The organism is Dethiosulfatibacter aminovorans DSM 17477 (assembly GCF_900142005.1).
Lineage (GTDB): Bacteria > Bacillota > Clostridia > Tissierellales > Dethiosulfatibacteraceae > Dethiosulfatibacter > Dethiosulfatibacter aminovorans.
This window is the reverse complement of sequence record NZ_FQZL01000015.1, coordinates 27761-44961: the sequence shown is the minus strand read 5'-3', so window position 1 is coordinate 44961 and position 17201 is coordinate 27761. Positions and strand designations below refer to the sequence as shown.

Here is a 17201-nt window from a genome sequence, read left to right as displayed (position 1 = left end):
CGGGGTGACAAAATGATTAAAATTATGCTTGCAGATGACCAGACCCTTTTAAGGGATGGACTTAAGACAATAATAAATTTCCAGGAGGATATGGAGGTCACAGAACAGGCTTCCAACGGAAGGGAAGCTGTTGACACAGCCCTTGCCGCAAAGCCGGATGTTATTCTCATGGATATACGGATGCCTGAAATGGACGGAGTTGAGGCAGTAAGAATAATAAAAGATGAAAATCCAGATATAAAGATAATCATGCTAACCACCTTCGACGATGACGATTATGTAGTGGATGCCATATACTATGGTGCCGAGGGATACCTGCTTAAGGATATAGATACTGAAAAGCTTCTTGGCTTCATAAGGGATGTATCACGCGGCGAAACCGTACTGCCTTCAAACATAGCTGCAAAGCTTGCAAAAAAAATCAAAATGGAAAGGTCCACAAGCGAAAATGTAACATTGAATGCCGGGGAACTTACAAACAGGGAAAAAGAGATAGGACTGCTCCTGGCAGAAGGACTTACAAATTCAGAAATTTCACAAAAACTCTATCTTTCAAATGGAACAGTCAAGAATTATATATCCTCCATCTACAGCAAGTTCAACACCAGCAACCGCACAAAGGTAGGCCTCATGATAAAGGAAATGGCAGATCAATAACCAACTCAAACGACCAAATCAAAGGTCGTTTTTTTATATATTACTTTTCCATTACTCCGGTGACTTATCATATTACCATGACTCATTGTATCATTTAACCATAAACAGACAACACACAGCTAATACAAGACTAAAACTCCGTCTGTAATATTTAAGGAGCGATGAAAATGAACGAACTGCTTAATCTTCAAAACCTTGCCCTAATAATGCCCCTTGCATTGCTGCAGATAGGCCTTTTGATATTCTGCATACAAAAAATCATAAGAGAAGGTACCAGAAACCTGAGCAAACCCTTGTGGATATTGATTGTAGTATTCATCAACCTGCTGGGCCCTGTAATGTATCTGTTTCTGGGGAGGAATGAAAATGTATAGTTTCTGCAACATATCAAAACACTTTAAAAATGAAAAGGTGTTGAAAGACATCTCCATAAACATGAATGAAGGTGAAATCTACGGATTTTTAGGCTGCAACGGCGCAGGAAAGACTACCACCATGAACATACTGTCCGGACTTGCATCATACGATTCCGGCATATGTTTGTGGAATGGCAGGAATATTGAACTCGAAAGAATACCACTTGAAATTCCTCTTGGTTATATGATGGAAGAGCCAATATTCTACAACTGGATGACAGGATTTGAAAACCTGTCACTATACAGCTCAAAACCGCCTGAAAAGAACACCATACTAAGGCTTCTTGACACAGTCGGCATGCTGAAATCCTGCAACAAGAGGGTATCATCATATTCAAGAGGCATGAAGCAAAGACTTGGAATGGCATGCGCTCTCGTAAACAATCCTGACTTCCTGATTCTCGACGAACCTACTTCAGCCCTCGATCCTGAAGGTCGAAAGGACATACTTAATCTTGTGTCAGACTTAAGGGACAGGGGAAAATCCATAATATTGTCAACCCATATATTGAATGATGCGGAAGCAATATGCGACAAGGTTGGCATCATCAGAAACGGCAAGACCATACTTGAAGATTCAATGGAGAACCTTCTTGACAATCACCTGTCTCAAATATATTCCATAGAAACGGACATCTCCATAGATGAAAATCTACTCTATTCTCTAATCAGGAAAAAGGTCATCAAAGACTTCAGAAACGAAGGATCTGTCTCCTCTATAACACTCAAAGGAAACAAAGGAATAAACGATGTTCTATCCGTCCTAATGGATAATGGCATGAGAATATTGGAGGTAAAAAGGATAAAACAAAGCCTGGAAAACATATTTATTGAAAGGACAGGTGACAATGATGAAACTTCTGTTGCTTAAGGAATTGAAGGACGGCATGAAAAACTATAGATTTATTATAATGCTTGCCGCATTCATATTCTTTGCAATATTAAATCCTGTGATGACGAAGTTTATCATGCCCCAGATACTAAGGGAACAGATGGGAGACCTGTCGGAAGAATTCATAAGCTCCATGATAGATACCTCCCAGCGAGGAATAATCCGGGCATATATCTCGGATGTTTATGAAGTATGCATCCTGATTTTCATCCTTGTAATGTCCGGCATAGTGTCTTCTGAATTCAGGTCGAGAACCTTGGCAGTGTCCCGCCTTTCAGGAAAATCATCAGCACAGGTTGTTGCGGCTAAATTTGCAGTCTTCAGTATCTTCATCTTTACAGCTGCGGTACTGGCAAACTTCATAAACTATTTCTATGCTTCAACGCTTTTCGGCAAGGGTATAGATGCCACTGCAATGCTAAAATCAGGAACACTTCAGGGCTTATATTTCATATTCATTCTATCATTGGTAATCTTTACAGGTTCATTCTTCACAAAGCCGATGATGACAAGCCTTGCAAGTCTCCCGCCTGCATACGGCATACCTATTGTCGGCAAGCTCCTTGACATCGAAGAATATCTGCCTTCAGGACTCGCCTCCGAGTCCGCACTCTTAAGCATAAGTTCGCCGGACTGGCTTTTTACAAACATTTTGATTACCGTATCATTCATAGCATTGTTTCTCGTAATATCTACAGCAAGACTGGATGATGTTGAATTTACAGGAAGGAGAAAATGATGAAAAACCGAAACAAGATGAATAAAAAACTTATTGCACTGCCCCTGATTGCCGCTTTACTGCTGATTCTGACTGCAGCAACATGGAAGGGAGAACATTTCCCGGGCAAGGACGGCAATATCTATGGCGAAACAATCCACTGCAATTATGACAAGATTGTTTTAATAATTGCAGGATCCGGCCCTACGGACAGAAATGGGAACACTCCCATTTTGAAAGGTAGAAACGATTCATTGAAACTCCTTGCTGAAGAACTTGAAAAAAAAGGAATATCAACATTCAGATACGACAAAAGGACGGCGGGAATAAGCAGGAAATCATATCTCAATCATGATATAAGGTTTGATGATTTCATTTCAGATGCAATATCCGCTGTTGAATATCTGAAAGAAGAGGGATATGAAAAAATCTATCTTCTTGGTCACAGTCAGGGAAGTCTGATAGCATTTGAGGCCGCCTGCGAATTGGAAGTAGACGGTTTGATATCTGTATGCGGACCCTCAGAAAGCATAGATGCGGTTCTCGAAAAACAATTAGGCAACGCCTTTAAGCAGGACAGTATTGAAATAAAAGTCATAAACAATCTCAGGGAGGAAAAAATCACAACTGAAGGTGTGGAAAACATCCCCATGTTCAATGTTGAAAACCAGAAATTCCTCCTTTCCTGGATAGAATATTCACCTGTTGAATCCATAAAAGATGTAAACTGCCCGCTTATTCTTATTGGCGGAACAATGGACAGCCAGGTCTCAACTGAAGATATTGAAAAGCTCCTCATAGCAAATCCCGAAAGTGATTCAATGGTCATACATGGAATGAACCACGTACTGAAAGTCGTATCATCTGAAAAGGAAGATATAAAAACATATACGGATCCTTCCTACCCCGTCAGCAAAGAACTGATTCAGGCTGTGGCAAGGTTTGTTGAGTAGAATATTTCAACGTCCAAAATTGAAATACCCCGACAGAATTGACTTTCCGCCGGGGTACTGCTCTTATTGTTCCACAATTTCTTTGAGGGCTTCGAGCACATCATCGTAATCAGGCTCATCAGCCACCTCGTATACGTGCTGCACATACCTTATGATATTGTCCTCGTCAATTATGATTACCGCCCTTGTAAGGAGCCTCAGCCCTTCAAGGACAAGACCGAATCTGTCACCGAACTCAAGATGCCTGTGGTCGGATACGGTCCTTATGTTGTTGATGTCATTCGCTCCACAAAATCTCTTTTGAGCAAAGGGAAGATCCACAGTCACAGTTATTATTTCAACATCACCGCTCAACTCTTTTGCCTTTTCATTGAAATATGCGGCCTGCAATGAACATGTCCCCGTATCCAAGGACGGTGATGCACTTATTATCTTTATCTTGCGGCTTGTATCATTATAAAAATCAAATACGGACAAATCATTGTTTACAGCTCTGAAATTAGGTGCCTTATCTCCGATTCTCACCGTATCTCCCGTTACCGCTACCTTCTTTCCTCCGAATATTGCAAATTCTCTATCCATAATAGCCTCCTGTAATTATTATCATTCAAGGATTATCTTAATATGATTTTATCACAGGATGGACATGTTTTAAAAGGTGAATTTTCATCCTTGATTCCTGCAGAATGTGTTTTCATCGAATTCATAAACCCTTACAGCACCCTTTATTGTCTTTTCCTTGGCCTTTTCACCGTGGATATCTACTGCATTCTTGTTTTTAGGCTTGTGGTTAAGTGACAGGGGACCGTTTATGCATCCTCCCTCGCATGCCATACCTTCAATGAAATTGCCGTTTAGTTTTCCAAGCCTTGCAAGCTTCAAAGCCCTGTCGCATTCCTTGATGCCGGAGCATACTACAGGCTTAAGCTTCACATCCAGGCCGTATTCGTCTATTGCCCGGTTTATGGCGTTTGTTACCCCTCCGGACCTGGCAAATACCCTTCCATAGAAGGATGCATTGTCTATGCTTTCCTCAGGTGAATTCACAAGGTCTATATTGTATGCATCCAGCATGGCTCTCAGTTCCTCAAAGCCAATGGCATAGTCTATAAATGAATTGTACTCGTTCTTAAGAGTCTCAACCTTCTTGGCGGTGCATGGACCTATGAATACTACCGTTGCATCCTTGTCGGCATCCTTGATGAGTTTTCCCGTAATAACCATGGGAGACAGCGCCGGCGATATGTTTTCTGCAAGATCCGGATAGTTCTTCTCTATATAGCTTACGAAGGCAGGACAACAGGAAGTCGTAACAAAGGATTTGTGCCTGAGCTCTTTTTCTATTAGCTTTGCTTCCGCAACAGCTGCAATATCTGCTCCCAATGCCGCTTCAAGTACAGAGTGGAATCCTATCTTCTTCAGGGAGAAGTTAATCTGTTCAAGGCTAACATCCTCGAACTGGGCAGCAACTGCCGGCGCAACCACGGCATAAACCCTTCTGCCATCTTTTCTGCTGCTGTTCTTAAGAGCCCTCACTACGGACAGGATGTTTGAAGTATCAGTTATTGCCCCAAAGGGACACTTGAAGACGCATTCTCCGCAATTTATGCATTTTTCTTTGTCTATTACCGCCTTTTTCGACTTGTGGTCAATCTGAATAGCCCCTACCTTGCATGAACTTATGCAGGGTCTTCGCACATCGGAAATGGCATTGAACTGGCATGCACTGCTGCACTTGCCGCACTCTATGCATTTTTCCTGGTTTATATGCGCTCTCTTGTTGATTATCTCTATTGCTCCCACGGGACAGCTTTCCACACAGTGATGCGCAAGGCATCCCCTGCAGGCTTCCGTAACGGAAAACCTGTTTATTGGACATTCATCACAGGCTATGTCTATTACCTTTATAACCTCGTCATCATACTGATAGAGCATGTGTTTTATTCTTTCGTTTATGATTGCTCTTTCCATATATATGCAACACCTTGAATCGGACTTTGGTCCCGGTATTATCTTCTTTGGAATAACCAGCAGTTCGTTTATAAGATTGTCCTTAAGCTCAGCCTTCACAAGCTCCTTGAGGACGCTGTATTTTATTTCCTGTACATGGTTTTCAAATTTTTTCATTTCATTCTCCTGCTTCTTCAACCCCCCCAATGCTAAAACTTCAAGGGATTACAAATATTTGGCTTTTACTGCCTTGACAGACGGCTAATAATATATCGACTTCACCGTCTTCCCGCACATGGTCAGTTCCTTCATGAGGGACTCAATTATATTGAACTTGATGTTGTAACCTGCCGGAAAATCTGGATTCTGATGTGCCGGGTTTACTGCCCTTCCTATATGAAAGTTTATATGGGTGCTGTTCTTCACCAATATCTTCACCAGCAGGTCTACACCGTTGTAATCGTTGATCCTGATATCCTCATCAAATGCCGACTGGTTGTAGCATTTCACCTTTTCGAGTGCCTTGCCCAAAGTCAACACTCCTTCAGTGACAAGGTCAAAGCCTTTCATGTATGCAATTGGAGGGATATCCGGAGAAATGGTGTCGTTGTCCACTTCCAGTTCCCTCTTGAGTTCCCTTGATGCTATGAGAGCCGTTGTCCCTCCGCATATGACCTTCTTTCCTTCTCCCTCAGCCATTCTCTCCACCAGAAGGGCGTCCAGATTCCTGTCAAGGGGAGGTCCTGTGAACAGATCCACAACAGAAGGCTTTTTAACCTTTATTGTCATGATTGTCGTGTCGTCTCCCGGCTTGTTATTGTACAGATTGCTGCACACTCCAAGGAAATTACCGTTTATGAGGTTTGACGAATCATTCACATGGTTAAGATTCATGAGGTATTCGTTGATCTCGTCCCATGCCCATCCAAGATTCAGCATCTGACCCACTCCGGCATGAATAGCACCGTCGCTGACAACACTGAGCGAGTCCCCCTCTTCAAGCCTGATCTGGCTCTCAAGGATCTTCTTGCCTGCAACCATGGTTTCCTTCTTGTCCAGAGGGATGTTCCTTCCATGCCTGTAGAAGAAGGCAGGCGGGTTGTCGTATTCAGCAAGGTACATATTCCTGTCCCTGTCTATTTTTATCATTGTAAAGGTGGAATAGGCAAGCTTTCTTACCTGGCAGGTGGGCAGTGTATTGATTATGGTTTCAACCGTATCCCTGAGGGTAGCTCCCTGCTTAAGCATGGTTGATGCAATCTTGGAAGTAAGTGTGGACAGTATGTTTGCCTTGACTCCGCTTCCAAGACCGTCCGATAAAACTATTACAGCCTCATCCTCATTGTTTATAACAACCACATTGTCTCCGCAAAGCTCCTCGCCATGCTTGTTTATGCTTTTGTGGTTTATGTCCAGATAGCAGCTCATTTCAATTCACCCTCTTCATTCTCAACAACCTTCTTAAGGTTAAGGAGGGCAATCTTTGCTTCGGCAGTGGTTTCACCAAGAAGACCTGCTATCTCCTGGGCAACTCTCATCTGTCTGTCTATTACAGTATTGACGGTGTCAAGGGTGTTGAATTTCAACTGCGCAAGCTCGTTGTTCCTTTTTTCCTCATCCGTCACATTTGAGAAAAGCCCGTATATGAGCTTGTGCTCCTTTATGTGAATGATATTTTCCTTAAGCTTAAGGCCATAATTTGGAAAATTGATTTTCTTGTCGATTATGTTTCTTCCTTCTTCAACAACTTTATCAAAGTCGTTTGACGACATTATCATTTCTATGCTCTTGCCCTTTATATTGTTGAGCTTGACGTTGAACGCCTTCTCTCCCTTGGGATTGATGTCAAGTACATTCTTGTCTTCATCAAGAAGTATGAGTATGTTGGGTGAATATTCGAATATTATGTTTGAAAGCCTTTCAGCCTGCATCCTCATATAGGGTATGCACATCTCAGGATGGGAATTCCCTTCATATACCGCAATTGCCTTGTCCCGGCACGAATCATACCCGCATGCTCCACAATTGAGTTCGTCATCCTTTGAATATTTGCCCATTCTTGCAAGGATCTCTGCCATTTCCTCTTCTTCTAATACTGGAGGTTCATATTTCTTCCTTGTAAATATCCTGTCATAGGGTCTGAGTCTTTCAATGTTTTCAAGATAAGTGTCTTCAATATTCTCATTCTCAAGTTCGTCTATGGAATTCATTGCCCTTATCTTTCTTTTATAGATATTGTCGAAATCCTTGGGAACTGCAGGTCCTCCGATACATCCGCCGCTGCATACATTGGCTTCAATGCAGATATTTTCAATCTCTCCATCCCTTAGTGCCTCGAATATCATCATGCAGTTTTCAAGACCGTTCACCGAAATCGGTGTCATGGCGTTTTTAGCAAGGCTTTTTTCAAGTCCTGAAAGTATTCCCCTTTCAAGAGGATATCTGGAGCCTGTCCTGCCAGCTTCCATGTCCGGCATGATTTCATCACAGTCATCAATATTTATATCCTCGTCCCTGAGCCATCCTTCAAGCTCTTCGAAGGATATTACTGCATCTATTATTCCCTGTTTCTGATATCCGCATGCTTCAATTTTTTTGGAAATGCAGGGACCAAGGAATACCACATAGGCATTGTCTCCATATTTTTCCTTGAGAAGCTTGCTGTGAATTATCATTGGCGTATCGACAGGTATTATGCTGTCCCTTATTTCAGAAAAATATCTTCTTATGAGGAGATTTACCGAAGGACAGCAGGAGGTGATTACATTCTTTCCAGGATTATCCTCCATATACTTGCCGTAAAGGCTGGTTACCAGTTCGGCCCCTACTGCCGTTTCTTCAACCTTGTCTATACCAAGGGTCTTGAGGGCCCCTATAAGTTTTTTATAGTTAGGATATATGCCCCTGTAGCTTGGCGCTATGCTTACAACAACCTTTTTTCTCTTCAGGGCTTCTCTTACATTGTCAAGATCGCTGTGTATATTTCTTGCATTCTGGGGACAGACATTGAAGCATCTTCCGCAACCTATGCATTTGTCTTCTATTATTTCCGCCTGGTCATTCACTATCCTTATTGCCTTAACGGGACAGTTCCTTACACACTTGTAGCAATTCTTGCAGTTGGCGGGATAAAAATCCATGATCTTCATAATTGTCTGCTCCATGCAATGTTTTGGTTTATGAATTCCTCGACACTGTCGGGAGATACTGAATAAATTTCCTCTCCCAGCTTAACAGATACTGCATCAGTACAGTGCCCTAGACAGAATGAAGCCTTGACTACAAAGTCGTCTTGAAGTTCATTATCCTTTATCCAGTTTTTAAAACAATCTATTACGTCATACGACCCTTTAAGATGACAAGCACTACCTACACATACAAATATTTCGTTCATTATAATACTCCTCTTTTCCTAATATTAACTTTTCAGTCTATCATTCTGACAAATATATAATTTTGCTTTATACAGGGAAAGATAACCTTTCCTCTTTTCACCGATAGTATACATCCGAGAAATATTAAAGTCAATAGTTTTTGTTAATTTTTTAACTATTGTTTTTATTTTATACAATCCCAGTTTTATGAATGATTGCACGAGTCATACCAAAAGTTTTTATATTACATTACTGAACCTAGTACCGTATTTTAAAACGCCGTTTGTGAAAACGTTACTATCTCGTTAATATTTTAACATCTCTGGTCGAATGCTCACTCCTGGAAGTTCCTGCTGGTTCAACAGAAAAGCCACCTTTCAGTCAGCTATACCGACCTGCAAGTGGCTTTTTGTACAATTTCATTTTTGCCTTGTGAACATTATCACCGAAATTATTATGATGATGCCGCTTACAATATTTAGCCTGAAGAGCTGCTCACCCAGGAAAACTACAGCCATGATTGCAGACAGCACGGGAACAAGGTTTATGAAAAGGGCTGTCCTGGCAGCACCAAGTTCCTTGATTGCCATCTGTTGAATGGTATATCCCAGAACCGAAGGAAAGACAGCCATGTACAATACTGCAAGAAAAGGCATCCATCCTATGGCCTGTAAATCAAGATTTATGAGTTCAGGCAATGCGAAAGGGAATGTGAAGGCAGCAGCCGTCACGAAGGTATATGTTGTAAGTTTCAGCGGTGTGAACCTGTGCATTACCTTCTTTACAATTATCGAATATATTGCCCACATGGCAGCTCCGGTGAACATAAGCAAATCACCTATGTTAAAATTGAAATTTATGATATTTCCAACATTCCAGTTAGACAAGGTAAGAATAACCCCCACCAGTGCTGTCAGTATGAAGAAGGTCTTTCGCGGCGACAGCTTCTCTTTCAGGAACACAGCCGCCAGCATTGCAGTCAGCAAGGGATTTATGGCATTTATCATGGCCGCCTTTGAAGCATCTGTATATTTCAGCGCATAGAAAAAGAATATATGGTATCCTATCATTCCAACTACACCTGTTGCTACGGCATACTTAATATCTTCCCTCTTTATCTTCCAGTTGTCCCCTTCCCTCATAACCATAAAAGGGAATATTATTACCGTTGCCAAGAACATTCTCAGGAATGTGAGAATCAGAGGGCTCAACAGGTGAATCCCCATTTTACCCGCTATAAAGGCTCCTGCCCAGAAAAATGTACCCATGGTCATGAGCAACGAAACTCTTATTTCATTCTTGTTCATATATTTGTCTTTCTCCCGTGGATTGATCAGTTCTCTGCATGCCTGTACCAAGCATACAAACCATTATAGCACAAAACTACACTAACATGTAAATCAAAAGGCTGAACCGCCGGGATGTTTATCGCCTTCGATTCAGCCTTATTTCTATATGAATTCAAATCTTCTTATACCGTTTTCAAAATTGACAAGAAACTTCATGAAGCACCTCCTGCTTCTCTTGTTGTCACACACCTTGAATCTGACCGCATTACCTATTATCTCATAGGATTCAAACTTATACTTACTTTTCCTTAGCTTTGTACAGTCCATAAAACCCTTGAAATATACAGTATAGTATGCATATCCATTCTCGATGTTCTTCAACTCCTCGAAAGAATGCCTTATTCCTTCAGATTCCAGATATGTACGGATCTCAAAATTCTTCTTGCCTGTTCTGTTTTCAAATATTCTTAAATTACTGCAATGCATAGTAACCTCCTGTTGCATATATATTTATCTTATTATTTCTTCTTAATTGTCTTCTTGCTCTCAAGCTTGATTATCATATCCTTCTCGCTGTTCTGAATTCTTTTGATGTCTTCAAATAGTCTTAAGTTACTAAACATTTTCTCACCTCCTTCTGCAGGGAGTCAGGCAGTTTCCACCTCTTCCCTGCGCCTTGTTTCAGTTTCCTTTCCTTCTTCTCTTGCTGCTGTTCCTCTTTTCATTCCATCTTTTAGGTTTCCCATTTTCTTTCCTCCTGTTTTTATTTCAAACTCCTTATGGAGCCGATTTGCATTTTGAATATAAAAAAACCGCAGATTCCATATCTGCGGTCATGTCATACAACGAATCGTATTTAGCAGCATCTTCCCCTCTACCGATGAACCCGGCAGGGAATATGCAAATCAAGATTCGATATTGTTCCATAATAAAACCGCAGATGTGCCTGCGGTAATTTAGACGTATTATTCTAAAGAACTTCTCCTGCAGGCAGCGAAATTGTTGTGTAATCATATGCTGTTGTTGTTCTCATATCACATTGTGGTGTACATTGTAATTTAATCATATCGCTACCTCCATTCATTATTTTGAATATTGTTTTCTTATTCCCCTACAGTATATCATAAAGCATAATGTCATTTGTTACAAAATTATTACAAAAATAAGTTTTTGTCCTGATATTAGAGACATATGTCTTACTCGACAATATGGAATAATTTCACATGATAGCTCCCTGTTCACTCGGTACGACAATCTTAAATTATAATGTAGATTTATCGCACCTCGAATTCACGACCTCGCTATCATGTGAAATTATTCTAACCCCGACTTGGCCAAGTAAATGTTCAAATAAAAAGAGCTATCCTATTTGGATAGCCCCTGTTTTCGATTATTCTGCAGAGTATGGAAGAAGCGCTACACTTCTTGCTCTCTTGATTGCAGTTGTAACCATTCTCTGATGCTTTGAGCAAGTACCTGTGATTCTCTTAGGTAGTATCTTGCCCCTCTCAGTTGTGTATTTTCTCAATTTGCTTACATCTTTATAATCTATATATGTTACTTTGTCTTTACAGAAATTACAAACCTTTTTCCTAGGTCTTCTTCTTTTCTTGTTGTTAAATCCTGCCATTATTCAAACCTCCTTTAAAATGGAATATCGTCATCATCGGTAGGTTGAAAAATATCGTCATCGGTAAAGTCAGGAAAGCTGTCGTTACTTTGAGGTCTAGCCTGCGGTCTCGCTCCTGGCTGATTTTTATCTCCCCAGTCGATAAATTCAACTCTGCTGGCGAGTACTTCAGTTATGTATCTCTTTTCTCCAGCATTTGAAGTATAAGTCCTTGTTTGAATTCTTCCGTTTATTGCAGTCATTCTGCCTTTCGCCAGAAAATTCGCACAAGTTTCAGCTATTTTTCCAAATACTACAATCGGTATGAAATCTGCTGTGGATTTCCCCTGAGCCTGCATCTCACTCTTCTTTTCCTTTGACATTTCCTTGTCTACGGCAAGTGTGAAGTTTGCTACTGCCATACCGCTTGATGGTATAAACTTCAATTCGGGATCTCTTACTAATCTTCCAATAATAACTACATTATTCATATCTGCTACCCCTGTCTATTTTTCGTCTCTGATTATCATATGTCTCAACATTTTCTCGTTGATTCCACAAACTCTCTCAAGCTCTTTTACAACTTCAGGTTTTGCTGTAAAGTTAATGATTGTGTAGTAGCCTTCTTTAGTCTTCTTAATTTCATAAGCAAGCCTCTTCTGACCCCATTCATCAACATTTTCAACAGTACCTTCGTAATCAGCTATGATTTTCTTAAGTTTGTCAAGTTCAGCATTTCTTACTTCTTCCTCAAGATTTGGGAAAAGTATAAAAACTCCTTCGTACTTGTTCAATGTTTTCACCTCCTTTTGGACTTTGGCCCTTTTTTTCAAAAGAGCAAGGATATAAGCTTTGATATTATATCATTACCCGCCGGCTAAAGCAAGCAATATTATATAATTTATTCAATAAATATTTTATGCTATATGAAATCCTCAGGCTGCTTTACAATGTAAACTGCATCATTGCTGCAGTACTTGCATTTATTGCCCGAATGCCTTAATACTTCGGGAGCTTCACCGTTAAAATTCACATAATCGTCTATTGCCATGTCTATATGTTCTTCACATGAAAAGATTTCCTTATTCACTACGATCGTCCTTTTCAACTACAATCCTGATCCTGTCTGCAAAATCCTCAAGGCTCTTGCAGTAGAATTCAAAATCAATGTCTGTATTTTTTGTTGCAAAATCAGCTATTGCTTCAGGCATGAGGTCCCTGAATCTCTTGGATGATTTCTTGCTTATAGTGTAGTTGCTGTTCATTATGAATCCATAATTTTTCATCTTGTCCAGGTTTTCAGCAACATACTGCCTTACTGCCGAAGGTATCTTCCCTGCTATAACAGGCGATACTATTACTATTGATGTATAATCCTTTGGGTCAATTTCATATTTGATAGTTTCTGTATTTTCAAAATAGGCATCAAATATGTTTTTCAGGAATCCGTAAGTACCCTTTGATTCCTTTTCGATTGTTATTTCATCTATTACTCCATTGAGCTTTGTCGAGATGTCATGTGCAATTTTTTCGCTGTTGCCGCTTCTTGTATAGAAAACCACTAAAACACCACTCATGTAAATCCTCCAGCTTTTAATACATACTATATAATAAACCTGTCGAGGACATATGTCAAACAAATGTGATGATTTAATGACTTCAATCTTAAGATTTAATTAATTTAATAATTATCTAAAATGTCATATCAGTTGAAATTATCAGGTTTTTTCTGAAATACCAGCTCAAGGTCAACTGCATCTCCATTTCTAATGACTTTCATGAGGACTTCGTCTCCGGGCTTGTAGTTGAAAAGCTGCCTCTGTACATCGCTCATGTCGTCAATCTCTTCCCCGTCAATTTCCTGAATTACGTCTCCTGCCATGAGGCCTGCCGTCTGCGCCGGCGAATCCTTGAAGATTTCAACCACCACTACTCCATATTCCGGTGTAAGGTCGACGTTTAGCTGCTTTTCATATACCGACACGTCCACACCCTTGATTCCAAGATATACGTCCGTCACCTCTCCGTTTTCAATAACTTCGTCTATTATGCCCTTTGCCATGTTGATGGGAATCGAGAAACCAAGTCCTTCGGCAGAAGTCATCTTTGCAGTATTGATTCCTATTACCAGTCCTTCAGAGTTGAAAAGAGGTCCGCCGCTGTTTCCCGGATTTATGGAGGCGTCCGTTTGAATAAGAGGTTCCATTACAGTATATTCATCTATCTGTATGGACCTGTTGAGGCCGCTGATTATACCTGCTGTTACAGTCCTGTCCAGTTCAAGGCTCAAAGGATTTCCTATTGCAACTACAGGTTCTCCTATGATCAGGTCGTCGGAATCTCCAAACTCTGCTGCAGGAAGACCTGTTCTGTCAACCTTGACTATGGCAAGGTCGATGGTGGAATTGTTCCACAGCAGAGTTCCTGCAGATTCACTACCATCAATGAACTTGACTCTTATTGTATCTGCATCGCCATCTGAAATGACATGGGAGTTTGTCAGTATATATCCGTCGGAATCAACTATGACTCCGGAACCCATTCCTTCATATGTCTGGGTTCCCCACAGCATGCTGTTAACCTTTTCGGTAGTGACTATTCCCACTACCGTATCCATGGACTTTTCCGCAACAGCCGATGCATAGTAGAGATTGTCGCTTGTATCCACATTTATTTCCTTTACGATTCCCAGATTGTCATTGATTTCTTCAATATTTGAATCAATATAATAATATACTCCAAGACCACCTATGATGACACCTGCCAGGGCTCCAGCCAGGGCTGTAAAAAAATACTTCCTGCCATATCCCTTTTTCCTGTAAGAAGGTTGCCCATAAGATTCTGCCATCTGTTCATTTGCCAGTTCTCCATGGATTTCCTCGGTTGATTCCCCAATAGTTTCTTCAGATACATCTTCCAGAATTTCTTCTGAATTTTCCTTGCTTGTTTTTCCTTCAAATTCGCCTTTGTTCATTACAAAACCTCCTGTATTAGATATTGCATAAGGAAAGAAAACTTAAAATCCAACTGCATGGTTTTAAGTTTTCTAAAATAAGTCTATATTTAAATGATATTGATATTTCCTTAATTCTACCTGAATTACAGTACTTTTATGGAACTGCACCTGTCTCTGTGTGTCATCTCCAGGATTATCTCCCGGTTCAGTTCAATTTTATTTTCTGTAAGAATATTGGATACGGTTCTTTTTGCAAGCTCCGGAAAATTGTTCTCCTGGCTCAGATGACCAAGGTATACACATTCTCCTTCACCCTTCATTACATCTATTAGAAATTCACCTGCAGTTTCATTTGAAAGGTGTCCATATTCTCCCATGACCCTTCTTTTCAGGGACCATGGATAGGACCCTACTTTCAAAAGCTCCACATCGTGATTTGTCTCCAAAAGGAGCAGATCGAAATCCAACACTCTGTCCCTGATATAGCTGTTGATGCAGCCTGTATCCGTAAGAAGGCTTATTTTCTTCCTTCCGTCTGTAATATTGAATCCGAAGGGCTCCACTGCATCATGGCTGATGTTGAAGGGCGTTATTGACAAATCCTTTATGTTCACGGCCTTGTCGGCCTCAATGTATCTTATGTTTTCTTCTTTTATCTTTCCCAGCTTGCATATCATGGCATCCCATGTCTTTTTGGATGCATAGACAGGCAGGTCAAAGCGCCTTGACAGTACTCCAACACCCTGAATATGGTCAGAATGCTCATGGGTGACAAATATTCCATCTATGGATTTGGGATCGGCTTCAATCTTTGCCATTTCCCCCTGTATTCTTTTGCCGCTGAGTCCTGCATCTACAAGTATGCTTGTATTTTCAGTACCTATATAGTTGCAGTTTCCGCTGCTTCCGCTGAAAAGGGAACAAAATCTCATATGATTATCCTTTATTCTTCGTCTTCTACTCTTCTGATTTTTGCACCCAGGTTCATGAATTTATTTTCTATGAATTCATATCCCCTGTCCACATGGTAGATGTCATGTACAGTAGATACGCCGTCTGCTGCAAGGCATGCAACTATGAGTGCAGCTCCCGCCCTCAGGTCTGTAGCCCATACATCTGCGGAATTCAGGCTTTCCACTCCTTTGATTACCGCTTTTCTCCCATCAACTTTTATATTGGCTCCCATCTTTACAAGCTCGTCGATATACTTGAACCTGTTTTCAAATATGCTTTCGATTACTATGCTGTCTCCGTCAACAAGTGACAAAAGAACAGTCATTGGCTGCTGGAGATCTGTAGGGAATCCAGGGTATGGAAGTGTCTTGATGTTTACAGGTACAAGTTCATTTTCATAGTGTACCCTGAAAGAATCTCCATATTCTTCTATTCCCATTCCCATTTCCTTGAGTTTTGCCGTAATGGGCTCAAGGTGCTTGGGAATTATATTATTTATTATAAGGTCTCCCTTTGTTACAGCTGCAGCTATCATATATGTGCCGGCTTCAACCTGGTCGGGAATTACGCTGTATGTACCACCGTGGAGTTCTTCAACTCCGGTTATCCTGATCACGTCAGTACCTGCTCCCCTGATATGTGCACCCATTGCATTGAGGAAGTTGGCAGTATCAACCACATGTGGCTCCTTGGCCGCATTTTCTATTACAGTCTTACCTTCTGCGAATATTGCAGCCATCATAATGTTTATTGTCGCTCCAACGCTGACAACATCAAGATAGATCTTGTTTCCAACCAGTTTCTCGGCCTTTACCTTCAGAAGGTTGTCCTCAATTGAAAACTTCGCTCCAAGGGCTTCAAGTCCCTTGATATGCTGGTCTATGGGCCTGACACCTATATCGCATCCTCCCGGATAGGATATTACTACCTCCTTGAACCTGCCAAGACCTGCTCCCAGAAGATAATACGATGCCCTGAGTTTTTTTGTGAGTCCGTTCGGAAGGTTGCATTCAGTAATTTTTGACGTATCAACATTCATGATTCCATCATCTGTAACCTCCACATCAGCTCCCAATTTCTTTAATATATCCCTGTATACAAGAACATCCTGAATTACAGGAAGATTTTCTATTGTACAGCTGCTGCCGGTCAATATTGCCGCCGGTATTATCGCCAGAGCAGCATTCTTGAATCCGCTGATATTAACCTTTCCCTGTAGTCTGTTTCCACCTTCAATGATTAGTTTTGCCATTATTCCATCCTTATATTTATTATCAGACAAGAAAGCAGCTATGCTGCGTTAAATGCACAAGCATTTATTAAGTCGCGAAAGAAAGTTTCCTTGACCGCATAATACCAGCGCTTCAAGGTATTATGCATTTTTAACTTTCTTAAGCTGCAAGAAAGCAGCTGCGCTGCATTATATCCAGTCG

20 protein-coding genes are annotated in these 17201 nt (G+C 40.9%); 5 read left to right on the top strand and 15 right to left on the bottom strand.

From position 1 onward, the window contains the following. Positions 1-12: 12 nt before the first annotated feature. From BUB05_RS10720 to BUB05_RS10700, 5 genes are all read left to right on the top strand, one after another. Positions 13-657, top strand: a complete 645-nt coding sequence (locus tag BUB05_RS10720; RefSeq protein ID WP_073049609.1) for a response regulator — start codon at positions 13-15, stop codon at positions 655-657. Positions 658-824: 167 nt separating this feature from the next. Beyond that, entirely contained in the window at positions 825-1031 is a 207-nt protein-coding gene (locus tag BUB05_RS10715) for a PLD nuclease N-terminal domain-containing protein (RefSeq protein ID WP_073049608.1), read from the top strand. Beyond that, the gene (locus BUB05_RS10710; RefSeq protein WP_073049607.1) at positions 1024-1944 is read left to right on the top strand and encodes an ABC transporter ATP-binding protein; all 921 of its coding nucleotides are present in this window, start codon (positions 1024-1026) and stop codon (positions 1942-1944) included. The genes BUB05_RS10715 and BUB05_RS10710 overlap by 8 nt, the downstream gene beginning before the upstream one ends. After that, positions 1922-2704 carry a hypothetical protein gene (locus BUB05_RS10705; RefSeq protein WP_175548552.1) on the top strand — a complete coding sequence of 261 codons (783 nt, stop codon included), beginning with the start codon at positions 1922-1924 and terminating at the stop codon, positions 2702-2704. The genes BUB05_RS10710 and BUB05_RS10705 overlap by 23 nt, the downstream gene beginning before the upstream one ends. After that, positions 2701-3636, top strand: a complete 936-nt coding sequence (locus BUB05_RS10700; RefSeq protein WP_094762863.1) for an alpha/beta hydrolase — start codon at positions 2701-2703, stop codon at positions 3634-3636. The genes BUB05_RS10705 and BUB05_RS10700 overlap by 4 nt, the downstream gene beginning before the upstream one ends. A gap of 63 nt (positions 3637-3699) precedes the next feature. Here the strand turns inward: BUB05_RS10700 and tpx are convergent, their stop codons facing one another. The 15 genes from tpx to BUB05_RS10625 all read right to left on the bottom strand — a co-directional run bounded on the left by tpx (position 3700) and on the right by BUB05_RS10625 (position 17020). Next, positions 3700-4218 carry a thiol peroxidase gene (gene tpx, locus BUB05_RS10695; protein ID WP_073049604.1) on the bottom strand — a complete coding sequence of 173 codons (519 nt, stop codon included), beginning with the start codon at positions 4216-4218 and terminating at the stop codon, positions 3700-3702. A gap of 84 nt (positions 4219-4302) precedes the next feature. After that, positions 4303-5763: a monomeric [FeFe] hydrogenase gene (locus BUB05_RS10690; RefSeq protein ID WP_073049603.1), complete on the bottom strand. Its 1461-nt coding sequence runs from the start codon at positions 5761-5763 to the stop codon at positions 4303-4305. Positions 5764-5847: 84 nt separating this feature from the next. Next, on the bottom strand, positions 5848-7014 hold the full coding sequence (locus BUB05_RS10685; RefSeq protein ID WP_073049602.1) for a SpoIIE family protein phosphatase: 1167 nt from the start codon (positions 7012-7014) through the stop codon (positions 5848-5850). Further along, entirely contained in the window at positions 7011-8735 is a 1725-nt protein-coding gene (locus tag BUB05_RS10680) for a [Fe-Fe] hydrogenase large subunit C-terminal domain-containing protein (RefSeq protein ID WP_073049601.1), read from the bottom strand. The genes BUB05_RS10685 and BUB05_RS10680 overlap by 4 nt, the downstream gene beginning before the upstream one ends. Next, complete coding sequence (locus tag BUB05_RS10675) at positions 8732-8980, bottom strand: NAD(P)H-dependent oxidoreductase subunit E (protein ID WP_073049600.1); 249 nt, start codon at positions 8978-8980, stop codon at positions 8732-8734. Before BUB05_RS10675 ends, BUB05_RS10680 begins: the two co-directional genes overlap by 4 nt. A gap of 399 nt (positions 8981-9379) precedes the next feature. Next, a complete protein-coding gene (locus BUB05_RS10670) occupies positions 9380-10267 on the bottom strand; it encodes a DMT family transporter (RefSeq protein WP_073049599.1) in 888 nt (295 codons plus the stop codon). A gap of 144 nt (positions 10268-10411) precedes the next feature. Continuing rightward, positions 10412-10735 (bottom strand): hypothetical protein, encoded by a 324-nt coding sequence (locus BUB05_RS10665; RefSeq protein WP_073049598.1) that lies wholly within the window; start codon positions 10733-10735, stop codon positions 10412-10414. Positions 10736-11639: 904 nt separating this feature from the next. After that, positions 11640-11879: a 30S ribosomal protein S18 gene (gene rpsR, locus BUB05_RS10660; RefSeq protein WP_073049597.1), complete on the bottom strand. Its 240-nt coding sequence runs from the start codon at positions 11877-11879 to the stop codon at positions 11640-11642. Positions 11880-11893: 14 nt separating this feature from the next. Beyond that, on the bottom strand, positions 11894-12349 hold the full coding sequence (locus BUB05_RS10655) for a single-stranded DNA-binding protein (RefSeq protein ID WP_073049596.1): 456 nt from the start codon (positions 12347-12349) through the stop codon (positions 11894-11896). 15 nt (positions 12350-12364) lie between these two features. Then, a complete protein-coding gene (gene rpsF / locus BUB05_RS10650) occupies positions 12365-12652 on the bottom strand; it encodes a 30S ribosomal protein S6 (RefSeq protein ID WP_073049595.1) in 288 nt (95 codons plus the stop codon). Positions 12653-12780: 128 nt separating this feature from the next. After that, positions 12781-12948, bottom strand: coding sequence for a CxxH/CxxC protein (locus tag BUB05_RS10645; protein ID WP_245819856.1), 168 nt, complete (start codon positions 12946-12948; stop codon positions 12781-12783). Next, a complete protein-coding gene (locus BUB05_RS10640; protein ID WP_073049594.1) occupies positions 12941-13435 on the bottom strand; it encodes a flavodoxin family protein in 495 nt (164 codons plus the stop codon). Before BUB05_RS10640 ends, BUB05_RS10645 begins: the two co-directional genes overlap by 8 nt. Before the next feature lie 128 nt (positions 13436-13563). Continuing rightward, the gene (locus tag BUB05_RS10635; protein ID WP_094762861.1) at positions 13564-14832 is read right to left on the bottom strand and encodes a S1C family serine protease; all 1269 of its coding nucleotides are present in this window, start codon (positions 14830-14832) and stop codon (positions 13564-13566) included. Between the two features lie 125 nt (positions 14833-14957). Then, a complete protein-coding gene (locus tag BUB05_RS10630; RefSeq protein WP_073049593.1) occupies positions 14958-15746 on the bottom strand; it encodes an MBL fold metallo-hydrolase in 789 nt (262 codons plus the stop codon). An 11-nt stretch (positions 15747-15757) separates the two neighbouring features. Beyond that, a complete protein-coding gene (locus tag BUB05_RS10625) occupies positions 15758-17020 on the bottom strand; it encodes a UDP-N-acetylglucosamine 1-carboxyvinyltransferase (protein ID WP_073049592.1) in 1263 nt (420 codons plus the stop codon). Between the last annotated feature and the right edge of the window lie 181 nt (positions 17021-17201).

What these genes read in the sequence shown, in the direction of transcription:
- BUB05_RS10720 (WP_073049609.1), top strand. Translation starts at nt 13, where the DNA reads ATGATTAAAATTATGCTTGCAGATGACCAGACCCTTTTAAGGGATGGA.
- BUB05_RS10715 (WP_073049608.1), top strand. Translation starts at nt 825, where the DNA reads ATGAACGAACTGCTTAATCTTCAAAACCTTGCCCTAATAATGCCCCTT.
- BUB05_RS10710 (WP_073049607.1), top strand. Translation starts at nt 1,024, where the DNA reads ATGTATAGTTTCTGCAACATATCAAAACACTTTAAAAATGAAAAGGTG.
- BUB05_RS10705 (WP_175548552.1), top strand. Translation starts at nt 1,922, where the DNA reads ATGATGAAACTTCTGTTGCTTAAGGAATTGAAGGACGGCATGAAAAAC.
- BUB05_RS10700 (WP_094762863.1), top strand. Translation starts at nt 2,701, where the DNA reads ATGATGAAAAACCGAAACAAGATGAATAAAAAACTTATTGCACTGCCC.
- tpx (WP_073049604.1), bottom strand. Translation starts at nt 4,218, where the DNA reads ATGGATAGAGAATTTGCAATATTCGGAGGAAAGAAGGTAGCGGTAACG.
- BUB05_RS10690 (WP_073049603.1), bottom strand. Translation starts at nt 5,763, where the DNA reads ATGAAAAAATTTGAAAACCATGTACAGGAAATAAAATACAGCGTCCTC.
- BUB05_RS10685 (WP_073049602.1), bottom strand. Translation starts at nt 7,014, where the DNA reads ATGAGCTGCTATCTGGACATAAACCACAAAAGCATAAACAAGCATGGC.
- BUB05_RS10680 (WP_073049601.1), bottom strand. Translation starts at nt 8,735, where the DNA reads ATGAAGATCATGGATTTTTATCCCGCCAACTGCAAGAATTGCTACAAG.
- BUB05_RS10675 (WP_073049600.1), bottom strand. Translation starts at nt 8,980, where the DNA reads ATGAACGAAATATTTGTATGTGTAGGTAGTGCTTGTCATCTTAAAGGG.
- BUB05_RS10670 (WP_073049599.1), bottom strand. Translation starts at nt 10,267, where the DNA reads ATGAACAAGAATGAAATAAGAGTTTCGTTGCTCATGACCATGGGTACA.
- BUB05_RS10665 (WP_073049598.1), bottom strand. Translation starts at nt 10,735, where the DNA reads ATGCATTGCAGTAATTTAAGAATATTTGAAAACAGAACAGGCAAGAAG.
- rpsR (WP_073049597.1), bottom strand. Translation starts at nt 11,879, where the DNA reads ATGGCAGGATTTAACAACAAGAAAAGAAGAAGACCTAGGAAAAAGGTT.
- BUB05_RS10655 (WP_073049596.1), bottom strand. Translation starts at nt 12,349, where the DNA reads ATGAATAATGTAGTTATTATTGGAAGATTAGTAAGAGATCCCGAATTG.
- BUB05_RS10640 (WP_073049594.1), bottom strand. Translation starts at nt 13,435, where the DNA reads ATGAGTGGTGTTTTAGTGGTTTTCTATACAAGAAGCGGCAACAGCGAA.
- BUB05_RS10635 (WP_094762861.1), bottom strand. Translation starts at nt 14,832, where the DNA reads ATGAACAAAGGCGAATTTGAAGGAAAAACAAGCAAGGAAAATTCAGAA.
- BUB05_RS10630 (WP_073049593.1), bottom strand. Translation starts at nt 15,746, where the DNA reads ATGAGATTTTGTTCCCTTTTCAGCGGAAGCAGCGGAAACTGCAACTAT.
- BUB05_RS10625 (WP_073049592.1), bottom strand. Translation starts at nt 17,020, where the DNA reads ATGGCAAAACTAATCATTGAAGGTGGAAACAGACTACAGGGAAAGGTT.